The organism is Leifsonia sp. TF02-11 (assembly GCF_017565305.1).
Taxonomy (GTDB): domain Bacteria; phylum Actinomycetota; class Actinomycetes; order Actinomycetales; family Microbacteriaceae; genus Leifsonia.
Genome location: NZ_JAGEKP010000024.1, coordinates 121,221 through 135,472, shown reverse-complemented (window position 1 = coordinate 135,472; position 14,252 = coordinate 121,221). Strand labels below are relative to the sequence as shown.

At 67.9% G+C, this 14,252-nt stretch carries 12 protein-coding genes; 10 read left to right on the top strand and 2 right to left on the bottom strand.

The window, feature by feature from the left end; translation table 11 throughout:
* The first annotated feature begins 2 nt into the window (after nt 1–2).
* From JNB50_RS21595 to JNB50_RS21580, 4 genes are read left to right on the top strand one after another with little or no spacing between them, the layout of a single operon-like run.
* Nucleotides 3–908 (top strand): carbohydrate ABC transporter permease, encoded by a 906-nt coding sequence (locus JNB50_RS21595; RefSeq protein WP_243768797.1) that lies wholly within the window; start codon nt 3–5, stop codon nt 906–908.
* A gap of 28 nt (nt 909–936) precedes the next feature.
* On the top strand, nt 937–2,115 hold the full coding sequence (locus JNB50_RS21590) for a mandelate racemase/muconate lactonizing enzyme family protein (protein WP_208042194.1): 1,179 nt from the start codon (nt 937–939) through the stop codon (nt 2,113–2,115).
* Nucleotides 2,112–2,450, top strand: coding sequence for an L-rhamnose mutarotase (locus JNB50_RS21585; RefSeq protein WP_208042193.1), 339 nt, complete (start codon nt 2,112–2,114; stop codon nt 2,448–2,450). The genes JNB50_RS21590 and JNB50_RS21585 overlap by 4 nt, the downstream gene beginning before the upstream one ends.
* Nucleotides 2,447–3,283 carry an amidohydrolase family protein gene (locus tag JNB50_RS21580; RefSeq protein ID WP_307794833.1) on the top strand — a complete coding sequence of 279 codons (837 nt, stop codon included), beginning with the start codon at nt 2,447–2,449 and terminating at the stop codon, nt 3,281–3,283. Before JNB50_RS21585 ends, JNB50_RS21580 begins: the two co-directional genes overlap by 4 nt.
* On the opposite strand, the gene JNB50_RS21575 is transcribed toward JNB50_RS21580, so the two are convergent.
* Nucleotides 3,272–4,072 carry a FadR/GntR family transcriptional regulator gene (locus tag JNB50_RS21575; RefSeq protein WP_208042192.1) on the bottom strand — a complete coding sequence of 267 codons (801 nt, stop codon included), beginning with the start codon at nt 4,070–4,072 and terminating at the stop codon, nt 3,272–3,274. The genes JNB50_RS21580 and JNB50_RS21575 overlap by 12 nt on opposite strands.
* Nucleotides 4,073–4,244: 172 nt before the next feature.
* On the opposite strand from JNB50_RS21575, the gene JNB50_RS21570 reads away from it, so the two are divergent.
* The gene (locus JNB50_RS21570; RefSeq protein ID WP_208042191.1) at nt 4,245–5,150 is read left to right on the top strand and encodes an Abi family protein; all 906 of its coding nucleotides are present in this window, start codon (nt 4,245–4,247) and stop codon (nt 5,148–5,150) included.
* Between the two features lie 139 nt (nt 5,151–5,289).
* On the opposite strand, the gene JNB50_RS21565 is transcribed toward JNB50_RS21570, so the two are convergent.
* Nucleotides 5,290–8,649 carry a LamG-like jellyroll fold domain-containing protein gene (locus tag JNB50_RS21565; protein WP_208042190.1) on the bottom strand — a complete coding sequence of 1,120 codons (3,360 nt, stop codon included), beginning with the start codon at nt 8,647–8,649 and terminating at the stop codon, nt 5,290–5,292.
* A 240-nt stretch (nt 8,650–8,889) separates the two neighbouring features.
* Between JNB50_RS21565 and JNB50_RS21560 the strand changes: the two genes are divergently transcribed.
* The 5 genes from JNB50_RS21560 (at nt 8,890) to JNB50_RS21540 (ending at nt 14,251) form a co-directional block, all read left to right on the top strand.
* The gene (locus JNB50_RS21560) at nt 8,890–9,903 is read left to right on the top strand and encodes a LacI family DNA-binding transcriptional regulator (protein WP_208042189.1); all 1,014 of its coding nucleotides are present in this window, start codon (nt 8,890–8,892) and stop codon (nt 9,901–9,903) included.
* Between the two features lie 171 nt (nt 9,904–10,074).
* Complete coding sequence (locus JNB50_RS21555; RefSeq protein WP_208042188.1) at nt 10,075–11,082, top strand: LacI family DNA-binding transcriptional regulator; 1,008 nt, start codon at nt 10,075–10,077, stop codon at nt 11,080–11,082.
* Between the two features lie 77 nt (nt 11,083–11,159).
* The gene (locus JNB50_RS21550) at nt 11,160–12,416 is read left to right on the top strand and encodes an extracellular solute-binding protein (RefSeq protein ID WP_208042187.1); all 1,257 of its coding nucleotides are present in this window, start codon (nt 11,160–11,162) and stop codon (nt 12,414–12,416) included.
* A 39-nt stretch (nt 12,417–12,455) separates the two neighbouring features.
* The gene (locus tag JNB50_RS21545) at nt 12,456–13,436 is read left to right on the top strand and encodes a carbohydrate ABC transporter permease (RefSeq protein WP_208042186.1); all 981 of its coding nucleotides are present in this window, start codon (nt 12,456–12,458) and stop codon (nt 13,434–13,436) included.
* Nucleotides 13,433–14,251 (top strand): carbohydrate ABC transporter permease, encoded by an 819-nt coding sequence (locus JNB50_RS21540; RefSeq protein WP_208042185.1) that lies wholly within the window; start codon nt 13,433–13,435, stop codon nt 14,249–14,251. The genes JNB50_RS21545 and JNB50_RS21540 overlap by 4 nt, the downstream gene beginning before the upstream one ends.
* Nucleotide 14,252 lies beyond the last annotated feature (1 nt).

Below are 14,252 nucleotides of genomic sequence, written 5' to 3'. Positions count from 1 at the left end.
CGATGACGACTCTCTCGCAACAGCGCAGGCAACGCGTGAACCTCGGGGGCTGGAGCGGCCGGGCCATCGCCGGCGTCGTCCTCCTGGTGTTCGTCCTCTTCTTCGTCATCCCGATCGTCTGGCTCCTGCTGGCGGTGACGAAGTCGTCCAAGGCGCTCATCCTGGACAACCCGTTCGCACTCGGCTCCTGGGCCGATTTCACGGCCAACTGGAATCAGCTGTTCGGCTTCCAGGACGGCGCGGTGACGACGTGGATCGGCAACTCTGCGCTCTACGCGGTCGGGGCGCTGATCATCACGCTCCTGGTGAGCATCCCGGCCGGCTACGCCCTGGCGCTGACGGAGTTCCGGCTCCGCAAGGCCCTGCTGGTGCTGACCCTGGTGGTCATGCTCATCCCCAGCACCGCGCTGGTGCTGCCGATCTTCCTCGAGCTCAACACCGTCGGCCTGATCGGGAGCCCGCTCTCGGTCATCCTTCCGATGTCGTTCTTCCCGTTCGGGGTGTACCTGACCTACATCTACTTCTCGACGAGCGTGCCGAGGGACCTGCTGGCGGCCGCCCGGATCGACGGCTGTTCGGAGTTCCAGGTCTTCACACGCATCGCCCTGCCGCTCGCCGCGCCGATCGTGGCACTGGTCGCGTTCTTCAGCTTCGTGCAGAACTGGAACAACTTCTTCCTCCCGTTCGTCATGCTTCCGTCGAGCGACGGCTATCCCGTGCAGGTGGGTCTGACGTCGCTGCTCGCGTCGACGCCCGCCTTCAACCCGAGTTCGGCCGGGTCGGACTCGGTCCAGCTGCCGACACTGGCGCTCGCCACCATCGTCTCGATCCTCCCGGTCCTGATCGTGTTCCTCTTCTCGCAGCGCTTCCTCGTCACGGGGATGACGGCAGGGGGTACGAAGGAATGACCGCATCCGCTCGCAAGGAGACACGTCCATGAAAATCACCGGCTATCGCAGTCTCGGCACTGTGCACGATTGGGGCCGCATCACCGGCGACGTGAACGGGGTGCAGACCGGCAACACCACTCCCGTGCCCGTGCTCATCATCGAGACGGACAGCGGCCTCGAGGGCGTCGGCCTCGGCGCGCACGGCGACATCGCGCGGATCTTCCCCGCCATCGAGGGGGAGGACCCCCGCGCCGTCGTCGCGCTCTACGACCGGATGCTGGACTGGGTGTTCAAGGCCGGCCACTCCGGCTCAACCTTCGGCACGATCGGCGCGATCGACATGGCGCTGTGGGACCTCAAGGCCAAAGCCGCGGAGGAGCCGCTCTGGCGGACGCTGGGAGCCAGGGAGCGCTTCGTTCCCGGCTACGCCTCCGGCCTCGAGTACGGGCTGACCGACGAGGAGCTCGCCGAGCTGTACGGCCGGTTCGCCGACCGCGGCTTCAAGGCGGGCAAGCTCAAGGGCGGTCGCGATCTCGAGCGCGATCTGCCGCGGCTGGAGATCCTGCGCGACGCGCTCAGCCGCAACTCCCGTCATCCTGCGCTGATGTTCGACGTCAACGAGTCGTGGAACCACGCGCAGGCGGCACGCTACGTCGGCGCGATCGAGGAGCAGCTCGACCTCACCTGGGTGGAGGAACCGCTGCGGCGGTGGGACGCTGCGGGCATGGCGGCCTTGCGCGGGAAGATCCGCGCCGCGATCGCGAGCGGTGAGAACCTCACCGGCCTCGAACAGTATCGCCCGCTGCTGGACGCCAACGCAGTCGATGTCGTCCAGGTCGGCAACGTCTGGGGGATCACCCACTTCTTGCGCGTGGCCACGCTCGCGCACGGCCACGACCTCCCGGTCAGCCCTGTCGCCTTCAACACGAACCCCGTGGCGCACGCGGCTGCCGCCGTGCCGAACCTCCTGACGTTCGAGGTGCAGGACCTCTCCTTCCCTCTCGGACTCGATGTCGACCAGCAGCTCGACGACGGCGGCATCGTCCTCGGCGACCGGCCGGGGCTGGGGATCATCGTCGACGAGTCGATCGTGACGAGCGCCGGCGCCCCGGCGGCGCCTCCTGCCACCGGACCGCACGTGCGCCCGGAGCGGGCGGCGCTCCGGCTCGTCGCAGAGCCGGACGTGATCGACGACCCCACGATCCCGCTGAGGCCGGTCTCGTGAGCGCCGAACCCCAGCGGTTCGCGTTCGTGACCGGTGTGCGGCCGGAGAAGCGGGAGGAGTATCTGGAACTGCACAGGGCGGTCTGGCCCGCCGTCGAAGCGAAGCTGACGGAGTGCAACATCCGGAACTACAGCATCTTCATCGTCGGCGACACGCTGTTCGCGTACTACGAGTACATCGGCGACGACCACGAGGCCGACCAGCGCCGGATCGCCGCCGACCCGGTGTCTCAGGAGTGGTGGACCCACACCGACCCGTGCAACATCCCGCTCGGCGGAGATCGCGACACCCGGTCGCCGTGGCAGCAGCTCGACGAGATCTGGCACCTCCCGTGACCGAGCGCGTCGACGCCCACGTGCACCTCTGGAACCGGGCGACCGACCCGCAGGACTGGATCGATCCCGCCACGATGCCGGCGATCGCGCGCGACTTCGGCACGCACGACCTCCGGGAGATGCTGCGCGCAACCGGCATGGACCGGGCGGTCCTCGTCCAGGCCAGCAACAGCCTCGGCGAGAGCGTCCGCCTGGCCGCCTCCGACCCGACGGTTGTCGCAGGACTCGTCTGCTGGGTCGACCTGTCGGGCGATGTCGCCGCGCAGCTGGCCACGATCGGTGAGGGCGCGCGGGTCCCGGTCGTCGGCGTGCGTCATCTCGCGCACATCGATCCCGACCCGGAGTGGCTGCTCCGACACGAGGTCGGGTACGGCCTCGAGCATCTCGAGGCCCACGGGCTGACGTTCGACTTCGTCGTGCGCGACTGGCAGCTCGGTCAGGCCGCGCGCGTGGCGGTCGAGCACCCCGGTCTGCGGTTCGTGCTGGACCATCTCGGCGGTCCGTACGCCGACGACGCGGACCGGTCGGTCTGGGAGGCAGGGATCCGCAGCCTGGCCGCCCTCCCGAACACCGTGGCGAAGCTCTCCGGGCTCGCCTCAGGGCATCGCCCCGGCACGTGGTCGGCGGAGACGTTCGCGCCCGTGGTCGCAGCGGCGCTGGAAGCGTTCGGCCCCGGCCGACTGCTCTACGGCTCCGACTGGCCGCTCGCCGAGCTCGGCGGCGGCGCCTCCGTGTGGCGGGAGGCGGTAGACATGCTCCTCGCCGGGCTCACCGAGGGCGAGCAGGACAGAGTGCTCGGCGGTGCCGCGGCCGAGGTGTACTCACTCGTCTGAGGAAGAGACCGGGGTCGGCACCGAGGCGCCGGCGCCCCGCACGCGCGGGGCGTGGTCGGGGAGGCGGCGGCGCTCCCACGAGATGTGGATGTGGTCGTGCATGGCCTTCGCCGCGCCGGGCACGTCGCCGCGCGCGATCGCGTCCACGATCGCGGCGTGCTCGTCCAGCGTCAGGGAGACCGCGTCCGGCGGGTTGATGCCCTGGTAGCGGCTGGATTCGACCGCGCGCTTGTACAGGTGCTTGGCGATGTTCTCGGCCAGGCCGTTGCCCGAGATCTCCATGAGCGCGTAGTGGAAGACGACATCGGCCTGGCGGAAGGAGTCTGTCTCCGACTCGCTCTCGCGCATAGCGGTGAGCGCGTTCTCCAGCCGGCGCAGCTCCTCCGAGGTGTGCGACGCCGCCACCGCGCTCGCCATCGCGGACTCCAGACTCGCGCGCACGATGGTCAGCTCGTCGAGCACGCCGAGGCTCTCGTCGTTGTCGATCAGCGCGGACAGCACGACCGGGTCGAGCATGTTCCAGTAGCCGGACGCCTGCACCTGCGTGCCGCGCCCCTGCGAGACGATGACGAGCCCCTTCTCCTCGAGGCGCTTCACCGACTCGCGCAACACCGTGCGGCTGACCCCGAAGTGCTCGCTCAGCGGACCCTCCGGAGGCAGGAGATCGCCCTCCTTGAGCTGCCCGGTCACGATCAGCTCGACGAGCTCGGCGACGACCGCCACGCCGAGCCTGCCCGCCGGCAGCCGGCGAGGGATCAGCTGGGATGCGGTGATGGGGTCGGACGCCATAGGTATGACCTTAGCGCCGTGAGTTGCGGATCGGGGCGATCCGGCGGAACCGGTCACCGCCGGAATCGGTCCCGGCGACCGCCGCAACAGTTGTGCTATGTTTGTTCCAACATTCGGACCCATCCAGCCTTCGGGCTGGGTGGGTTCTTCGTTTAGGTCTATTGGGGGAGACGTGAAGGAATGGGTCGATGTGAACACGCAGGTTCAACGACACGTCAACCGCGGGTTAGACCTGGGACACGTCGCCCCCGGCAGGTTCGCGATGTTCCTGTACTCGAGCAATTACTACCGGGTGAGCGGTTACGCCCGTTGCTTCTATGATCCGGCTGATTCCACGGATCGATATCGCGAGGGCACCACCGCCATCGACCTGATGGAGGTCTACGATCTGGATCGCGCGGTCCGCAACGCCATCCTTGATGGTGTCTCGGTGGTCGAACCCACACTCCGAAGCAGGGTGGCCTATCACCTGGCGAAGGTCGTCGGCGGCGGGGACGCGTACTTGGATGAGAGCCTCTATCTCCCGGAGGCCACTCGGCCCGACCCTACGGACCCCGGATTCAGTCGGTGGCAGAAGCAAGTCAAAAACCGTGCAACGGTTCTCGGAGATCTCAGCGCTGTGCAGGAACGCGACGAGATATTCATCCAGCACCACGTCAGCAACGGAGAGCCGGTGCCGTTCTGGGCGGCTGTGGAGGTCATTTCGATGGGAACCTTTTCTCGTCTACTGCGTGCACTGAGGGACAAGTCCGTGTTAGAGCCCGTGGCGAAGTCGGTCAAGATAGACGACGTACCTAAACTCCTCCAGGCCGTACAGAACATCACGTTCCTTCGCAACATCGCCGCTCACCATGGGCGCGTCTGGAACAGGCGATTCGATGGGAACGTCACGCTTCCGGAGATCGCCCTGAACATCAAAAGGGCATACCTGCACCCCCAGACGCCAGCCGCGGGGATCACTCTCCTCGCCAGCCTGGTCGACCAGATCGAAGGCAGTGTGGACTATTCAAAGTTCCTCCTCGACCTGGTTCACTCGATCCCGGGCCTGGAGGTTGGCTACTACCACCCGACGCTTTGAGCGGTTGAACCTCGAGTCCAATCCATGAGGACCGCGAGGTGGCTTGATACCGCGTCGCCGCTTCCGGCGCTCGGCGCGAAGTCATGCAAAACGCAGAACGGGGCCGGCACCTCGCCGGCCCCGCTCCTGCGCCGCACCGCTACTTGGTGACGGTGACCGTCATGGTCCTGCTGCTCGTGGTGCCCGCGGCGTTGGTGAAGTCGACGCGGTAGGTGTACGTCCCCTTCTCCTTCGCCTCGACCTTCAGCGTGGCCGACTGGGCGTTCGGGGTGTTCGCGGTCAGGTCGCCCTGGCCGACGGCGACGCCGTTCTCGTAGAACGTGTAGGAGGTCGCGTTCGTGCCCCACCACAGGTTCGCCGTGACGGTGTAGGTACCGCCGCCGTTCCAGTCGTCGTTGCTCAGCACCGGCGCTCCCGGGTTCGCCTGCGTCACCTTCACGGTCGTGCTCGTCGTGGCGGTGGTGCCGTGGCTGTTCACCAGTTCGCCCGTGTAGACGTAGGTGCCGTTCGTCTTGCCCGTCACCGGGATGGAGACGTTCTGGGCACCGACTCCGCCGAACGTGAGCTTGGTGGTCGCGATCAGGGTCCCGTTCTCGTAGAGCCGGTAGATCGATCCCTCCTCGCCCCACCACAGGTTCATGACGACGTTGTACGAGCCGTCCTGCAGGCCGGTGTCCCAGCCGTTGTCGTTCGAGAGCGCGGCCTGGCCCGGCTTGGCGGTCGCGCCGTCCGGAACGGTGACCGGATCGGTGAGGCCCGACTCCGCGCTCTCGCCCGCCGCGTTGATAGCGGTGACGCCGAACGCCGCCGTGTCGCCGGGCCAGACCCCGGTGATCGACGCGGAGGTGGCGTCGGCTCCGACAGTCGCGACCGGATCCGTCACGCCGTCCCGGTAGATCCGGTAACCGGTGACGGGAGTGCCGCCGTCGTCGGCCGGCGCGGTCCACGAGACCGTGACAGCCGACGCGGCCGCGGTCGCGGTCGCAGCCGCGGGCGCCGCCGGTGCGCCGACCGCGTGCAGCGTCCAGAAGTGGTCTGCGGTCTGCGCGTCGGTCGCCGACGTGTTCGTCGTCGCCGACGAGCCTGCGACGACCGTGCCGTTGCGGCCGCTGCCCGACGAGTCGACCAGGGTCGATCCGCCTGCCTCGTCGAACGCGTAGTGCACGACGTCGCCGCTGCCGGCCTGCCCGGAGGCGAGAGCGCCCACCTCGGCCGCGCTCAGCGCGCGGCTGTAGATGTTGAAGTCGTCGACCGTGGCGTTCAAGGCGGGGTCGCTGCCGTACTGGGACTTGCCGATGTAGTTCCTGGTGCTCTGGCCGAACGCCGACGGGTGCACCGTCATGGCGGAGTTCGTCGCGACGACCTGACCGTTCACGTACAGCGTGCCGGTGGTTCCGGCGACCGTGACGGTCACCAGCGACCACTGGTTCAGCGGCAGCGTCTTGGTGCTGCTGTTGAGACGCTGCTCGCCGCCGGCTCCGCTCGTGGTGATCGCGTAGCGCAGCTCGGTGCCGTCGTTGAGGGTGAGGAACATGCTGGCGTTGCTGCTGGAGCCGATGTCGAACAGTCGCTGCCACGAGGCGTTGCTGGCGGGGTTCACCCACGCGGAGACCGTGTAGTCGCCGGTGAGCCCGCTGACCGCACCGGTCGGGAGGGTGGCGTAGGCCGTGCTGTTGCAGAACGAGAGCGCCGAGCCGATCCTGCCCGGCTGCCGGGGGCCGGTTGCCGTGCAGCCCGAGGTGACCGAGCCGTCGGTCCACTGGACGACGCCGGCTCCTGCGGCCTTGCTCATCCCGGCGACAGCGAGCACCAGGCCGGTGCCGTAGTTCGCGAACCGGTAGTCGCCCCTGCCGTCCGGGACGACCTGCCAGAGGTGGTCGTCGGTGCCGCTGTCGCCCCAGACGACGGCGGGCGCACCCGTCGCGGTCGCGGCTCCCTGGATCCCGAGCACCAGGCCGGTGGCCGGGTTCACCACTTTGTAGAGGCCAGAGCCCGCGGCGACCAGCCGCCAGGTCTGCGTGGCGCTGCCTCCCGCGGCCGGAGCGTTCTGCACCGCCGCGGTGCCGGCGGAGGTGCCGGAGGCCTGGGTGTCGAGTGCGAGCCCGCTGTTGAGGTTGGTGATCGTGTAGGTGCCGGAGAGATCGGCGGTGTCGGCGGCCGGGGTGACGACGATGTGGTACCCGTAAGCCGGGTTCATCACGACGGGGATCGTGATCGATCCGTCGGCGCCCACCTGGTAGGTGGAGGTCGAGATCGTGGTCGGCGCGGCCACGGCAACGGTGCGGCCGTAGGAGGGCGTGAACTCGAGCTTGACGTTCACCTTCGAGCCGAGCGCGAGCTTTTCGAGCCCGGCGACCCGGATGCCCGCCGTGCCGGACGTGCCTCCGGTGATGATGTCGACCTCCTTCTTGTCGGGGGTGATCGAGGCGGCCGCGTCGAAGTTGTTGTTGCCGGGAGGGGTGGTGGTGACCATGTCGCCGTTCATGCCCGCGTACCACGTGTAGAGCCAGTACGCCCCGTTCGGGCTGCCGCCCTGTCCGGTGAGGAGGTCGCCGAGAGCGCCCGACTGGTTCCAGAAGGCGAGCTCCGCCGTGTGGACGCCGAGGCGTTCGAACTTGGCGATGTAGCCGACCAGCGAGCCGGGGATGCCGACCTCGGCGGGTGCCGCGTACTCCTCGATGTCGATCGGGCGGCGCTGGATGCCCAGGGCGTCCTCCATCGCCTCCACCTTCGCCACGTCGCCGGCGATCTTCGACGATGTCTCCAGCTCGTGCCAGGCGAGGATGTCGGGCACCGTGTTCGTGGCGACGGCATTGGTGAGGAAGTTCTGCATGTCGCCGATGTTGTCGGACAGGCTCGGGCCCTGGATCGGCGTCGTCGCGTCGAGGCTGCGGATGAGCCGGTAGGTGTGCGTCCAGAAGTCCTCGAAGGTGCCGTTGGCGGCGAGCCAGGTGTTGTCCGACTCGTTCCAGGGCGCGTACGCGGCCAGGTTCGTCATCCCGGAGGCTTTGACGGCCGCGACCTGGTCGGTGACGACCTGATCCCAGGTGCTCCAGCTGAACTGGTACGGCCAGCCCGCGTAGTAGTCGGAGAGCCGGTCGACGACCTTCGCGCCGGCTGCGTCGGCCTTCTGCCATGTCTGGCCGATATCGCCGGTGGGCTGCTGCTTTCCGCCGATCGGCTTCATGACGAACTCGCTCGGCTTGAGCGCTTGCACAAGGCTGTCGGACGGCGTCGTCGCGTTGGCGAGGCCGTAAAGGGAGCCGGTGGCCACGTGGCTCACGGGGCGGAAGGGCTGGTCGGCCTGGACAGTGAGAGTGTTGGCGGCCGTGGGGGCGGCGCCCGCGGGAAGCGCGGCGAGCGTGCCGCCTGCGGCGACCAGCGCGGTGCCGGCGACCGCCGCGGCGATCCGGCGCAGTGCCGTCCGCCGCTGCCGGCGCGGGCCGGCGTCCCCATCGCGGACCGGTACGGAAGACCGGCCCGAGCGAGTATCAGACATGATTGTTCTCCGTTGCTCAATCAGTGGTGGAGCAGACACGGCGTCGTGCATGCGGTCGTCTGCGCGGTGGTGGTTAATCGAACCGGTTCGATTAATCACAGCTGCAAATTAGCCCCGCTTCGCCCTCGGCGTCAAGCAACGGTCGGCGAACCGATTCGACGTAGCGCGAACGAGGTCGTTGCCGTCGCGCGGGTGCTGGACGTGAAACAATCGGCTGATCCGCGCAGGGGAGGAGCTCGCATGGCCGCCACGATCGGTGACGTCGCCCGGGCGGCCGGCGTCTCGCGCAGCACCGTCTCGTACGCCCTCTCGGGCAAGCGGGTGATCTCCGCCGAGACCCGGGAGCGCATCGAGGCTGCGATCGTCGAGCTCGGGTTCACGCCGAACGCAGGGGCGCGAGCCCTGGCGACCGCGCACACCAGCGTCCTGGGGCTGTACCTGCAATTCCAGGAGGACGAGTTCGCCCCGGCCATGCTGCAGTACGTCCTGCCCGTCTCCACCACAGCGCGAGCGCACGGCTACGACCTGCTGATGGTGACCGATGCCGACCTGGTCGGGGCCATCCGGCGCACGACCTCCTCGCACATGGTGGACGGCGTCGTGCTGCTCGACGTCACCTACGACGACGCCAGGCTCGGCCCACTGCGCGAGGCGAGACAGCCGGCCGTGCTCATCGGCTATGCCCGTGATTCCGCGGGTTTCGACTCGTTCGACCTGGATTTCGGCGAGGCCGCGCGGATGATCGTCGACCACCTCGCGGAGCGCGGCCACCGCGAACTGATCCTGATCACGCCGCCCGAGCACGTCGCCGACCGGGGAGGGTCGTACGTCTGGAGGTTCCGGGATGCCGCCTTCGAGCGCGCAGCGCGCTACGGCCTGCGGTTGACAGCCGTCGCGGGCGACTCGCGGCACCCCGGAATCGAACAGGCCCTCGACACGGCGCTGAGCGACCATCCCGGGGCGACCGCGCTCATCGTTCACAACGACGCCACCATCGCCGCCCTGCCGCGCTATCTGGACGAGCGCAGCATCCGCGTGCCGCACGACCTCTCCGTCGTCGGCGTGTTCTCGCAGGAGTTCGGGCAGTCTTTCTCGCTGCCCTACACCGCCGTCGAGTCGCTGCCGGACCGGTTGGGCGAGCTCGCGGTGACGCAGCTCGTGCGCCGCATCACCGACCAGGAGGCCGCCGGCGCGCCGATGGTGCGCCTGATCGAGCCCGGCTTCACCGATCGCGGCAGCACGCGGTCCCTGTAGCGCCGTCGACCTCGCGTCGTTCTTCGCCGATTTTCCGCGGATTTCCAGGGAGCGGACGGTAAGCGAACCGCTTCGACTTGCGCGGGCCGTCCAAGGCGCATATGTTCATCGAACCGGTTCGACATTCTCGGTCACCGGAACGGCACGCGATTCGACGACGAAGGAGGCAGAGTGGCCGTCACCATCTCGGACGTGGCCCGCCACGCAGGCGTCTCGCCGAGCACCGTCTCCTACGCCCTCTCCGGCAAACGCACGATCTCGCCGTCGACGCGGGAGCGGATCGACGAGGCGATCGCCGAGCTCGGCTTCACGGCGAACGCGGGCGCCCGCGCACTGGCCACCTCCCAGACGATGGTGATCGGGCTGCTGACCCAGTTCCACCAGGACGAGTTCGCGCCGGCGATGCTCCAGTACGTGCTGCCGGTCTCCGACACGGCGCGCGAACTCGGCTACGACATCCTGCTCGTCACGGAGGTCGACGCCACGGCGGCGCTGCGACGCGTGACGAGCGCAGGCATGGTCGACGGCGTCGTGCTGCTCGACGTCATCCACGAGGACCCCCGACTCGACACACTCCGTGCCGCTCCTCAGCCGGGAGCGCTCGTCGGCCTCCCGAAGCACACGGAAGGCCTCGACGTCTTCGACCTCGACTTCGGGGAGTCCGCGCGTCTCCTGGTCGACCACCTCTACGGGCTCGGCCATCGGGAGATCGTCGTGGTGTCGCCTCCGAAGCACGTCTTCGAGCGCGGAGGCGCGTACGGCTGGCGGTTCCGCGACGCGGCCCTGGAGCGCGCGGCGCGCTACGGCCTGCAGATGCACCCGTACTACGGCGAGAGCAAGCAGCCGGCGATCGGCCAGAGCATCAACGCCATCCTCGATGCCCGTCCCACCGCGACCGCCCTCGTCGTGCACAACGATGCCACCATCGCGGCGCTGCCCTCGGTGCTCGCGGCCCGCGGCACGCGTGTGCCGACCGACCTGTCGGTCGTCAGCCTCTACTCCAAAGACTTCGGTCGAGCCTTCTCGCTGCCCTATACAGCGGTCGAGAGCTCGCCCGATCAGCTGGGCCAGCAAGCGGTCCGGCAGCTGGTGCGGCGGATCGCCAACCCGGAGCTCGCAGGGGCGCCGGTCACCCGATTCATCGCGCCGGAACTCACGATCCGCGGAAGCACCCGATAACCCACCACCCCAACTCGAACGCAGCGAAGCACTTCCCGGACACGAAGACACAGTCAGCACATTCAAGGAGGAATACTGTGATCGCACACACGCGCACGCGCCTCATCGGGGCCGCCGTGCTCGCCGCCGCCGTCATCGGCGGTCTCGCCGCCTGCTCCGGCTCGGGCTCGGGCTCCGGCTCGGGCAGCAGCGCAGGAGGCAGCTACACGTTCTGGGACCCGTACCCCCAGTTCGACGCCACCGCCGACTGGACCAAACTGGTCGAGGAGTGCGGCACCAAGGCGGGAGTCACCGTCAAGCGCACCGGCTACGACACCAGCGACCTGACCAGCAAGGCTCTCCTCGCCGGCCAGCAGGGCACGTCGCCCGACCTGCTGCTCGTCGACAACCCCGTGGTGTCGACGCTGGCCGACGCGGGGATCCTGACCAGCACGGCCGAGAACAAGCTCTCGACCGCCGACATCCAGAAGAACATCCTGGCGGCGGGCCAGCTGGATGGGAAGACCTACGGTGTCCCCATCGGCGCGAACACGCTGGCGCTCTACTACAACAAGGCCGTGCTCAGCGCAGCCGGCGTCGATATCGCCACGGTGAAGGACTGGAGCAGCCTGACCGACGCCCTCGCCAAAGTGACCGCCGCCGGCAAGAAGGGCATCACCTTCTCGGCCATCGGCACCGAAGAGGGCAGCTTCCAGTTCCTCCCCTGGTTCTGGGGCTCCGGCGCCGATCTCAAGCACCTCGACTCCGCCAAGGCGCAGCAGGCGCTCAGCCTCTGGACCGACTGGGTGAAGAAGGGCTACGCGCCCAACTCGGTGATCAACAACACCCAGACCACCTCCTGGCAGGAGTTCGCGACCGGCGACTTCGCGTTCGGTGAGAACGGCACTTGGCAGCTCGGCAACGTGAAGAAGGCCGGCATCGACTACGGCATCCTCACCATCCCGGGAATCGACGGCGGCTCGGCACCCGCGCCGACCGGCGGCGAATTCATGACCATCCCGGTTCAGAAGGACACTGCGCGGTACGCCACCTCGAAGAAGATCGCCGAGTGCCTCACCAGCACCGACGCCTTCGTCAAGACCGACACCACGCTCTCCTACATCGCCCCCACCCAGGCCGCGCAGCAGCAGCAGGTGCAGGCGAACCCGGAACTCAAGCCCTGGGTCGACGCCGTCGCCGCAGCGAAGGGCCGCACCAGCGACAACCTCGGCACGAACTACCCGAAGATCTCGAAGGAGCTCTGGGGCGCCGTGCAGAACGCTCTGAGCGGCTCGCAGTCTCCGGCGGACGCGCTCAAGGCCGCGCAGTCGGCCGCGGCTGCCGCCACCAAGTAGTCGGCACCACCCGCACCACCAGCGACAAAGGTAAAACCGATGACAACAACGCAGACAGCGGCTCCGCGGTCTGGGCCGAGCCGGGCCGGTGGGGCGTCACGAGACGCCTCGCCGGTCCGCACCGGCCGGCTCAGGAGGCCGCGTTCCACCCAGTGGGCGGCGTGGGCGTTCCTCGCCCCCGTCGTGATCTATCTGATCGTCTTCTACGCGTATCCGCTCTACCGCAACGTCGAGCTGAGCGTGAAGGACTACACCGTCCGCTCGTTCGTGCAGGGCGGCGCTCCGTTCGTGGGCCTCGACAACTACGTGAAGGTCGTCCAGGACCCGACGTTCGTACCTGCGCTCGTGCACACGGCGCTCTTCACCGTCGTCTCGATCGTCTTCCAGTTCACGTTCGGGCTGCTCCTCGCGGTGTTCTTCCATCAGAACTTCCGGCTCTCCGGCACGTTGCGCGCACTGTTCCTCGTGCCGTGGCTGCTGCCGCTGATCGTCTCGGCGTCGACCTGGTCGTGGATGATGAACAGCGACTCCGGCGTCATCAACTCCGTCCTCCACACGTTCGGCCTCCCGCCGGTCAACTGGCTCACCTCGCCCACCTGGGCGCTGGTCAGCGTGATCATCGCGAACATCTGGATCGGCATCCCGTTCAACCTGGTCATCCTCTACTCCGGGCTGCAGAACATCTCGGCCGACCTCTATGAGGCGGCCTCCCTCGACGGGGCCAATGCGTGGCAGAAGTTCTGGCGGATCACGTTCCCGCTGCTGCGCCCGGTGTCGGCGATCACGATCCTGCTGGGGCTCGTCTACACGCTGAAGGTGTTCGACATCATCTGGATCATGACCCGCGGCGGTCCCGGCAACTCGTCGACCACATTCTCGATCTGGTCGTACCAGCTGGGCTTCGGCTCGACCCTCCCCGACCTCAGCCCCGCTGCGGCGGTCGGCAATCTGCTGATCGTCCTGGCGCTGGTGTTCGGCCTCATCTACATCCAGGTGCAGCGGAAGCAGGACAACGCATGAACGGCAAGCGACCCTGGTGGAAGACGGCTCTCGGCGTCGTGCTGACGGCGGTCATGCTCTTCCCGGTCTACTGGATGGTGAACGTCTCGCTCACGCCGACGTCGCAGATGCGCAAGAACCCGCCGGACTGGTTCCCGCTCCATCCGACCTTCGAGGGCTATCAGGCCGTCATCAGCCAGCAGATCCCGTACCTCCTCACCAGCCTGATCGTGGGACTCGGCACCGTCGTGCTCACGGTGGCCCTGTCGGCGCCGGCCGCGTACTCGCTGGCCAAGCTGCGCCCGCGAGGTCGCGGCGTGCTCAACTTCGTACTTCTCATCGCACAGATGATCCCGGGAATCATCATGGCGATGGGGTTCTACGCGATCTACATCAACCTCGGCATCCTGAACACGATCCCCGGCCTGATCATCGCGGACTCGACGATCGCGGTGCCGTTCGGCGTGCTCATCTTCACCGCGTTCATGTCGGGCATCCCCGACGAGCTCATGAGCGCCGCGAAGATCGACGGAGCGGGATCGTGGCGCACCTTCCGATCGATCGTGCTGCCGGTGAGCCGCAACTCGATCGTCACGGTGTCGCTGTTCGCGTTCCTCTGGGCATGGTCGGACTTCATCTTCTCGTCGACGCTCAACGCCGGCGGCAGTCTCCAGACCATCACCCTCGGCATCTACAAGTACATCGGCAACAACAACCAGGAGTGGAACGCGATCATGGCGACAGCGGTCGTCGCGTCGATCCCGACCGCCGTGCTGCTCGTGCTCGCGCAGAAGTACGTCGCCGCCGGGGTCACTGCGGGGGCGGTGAAGGACTGAC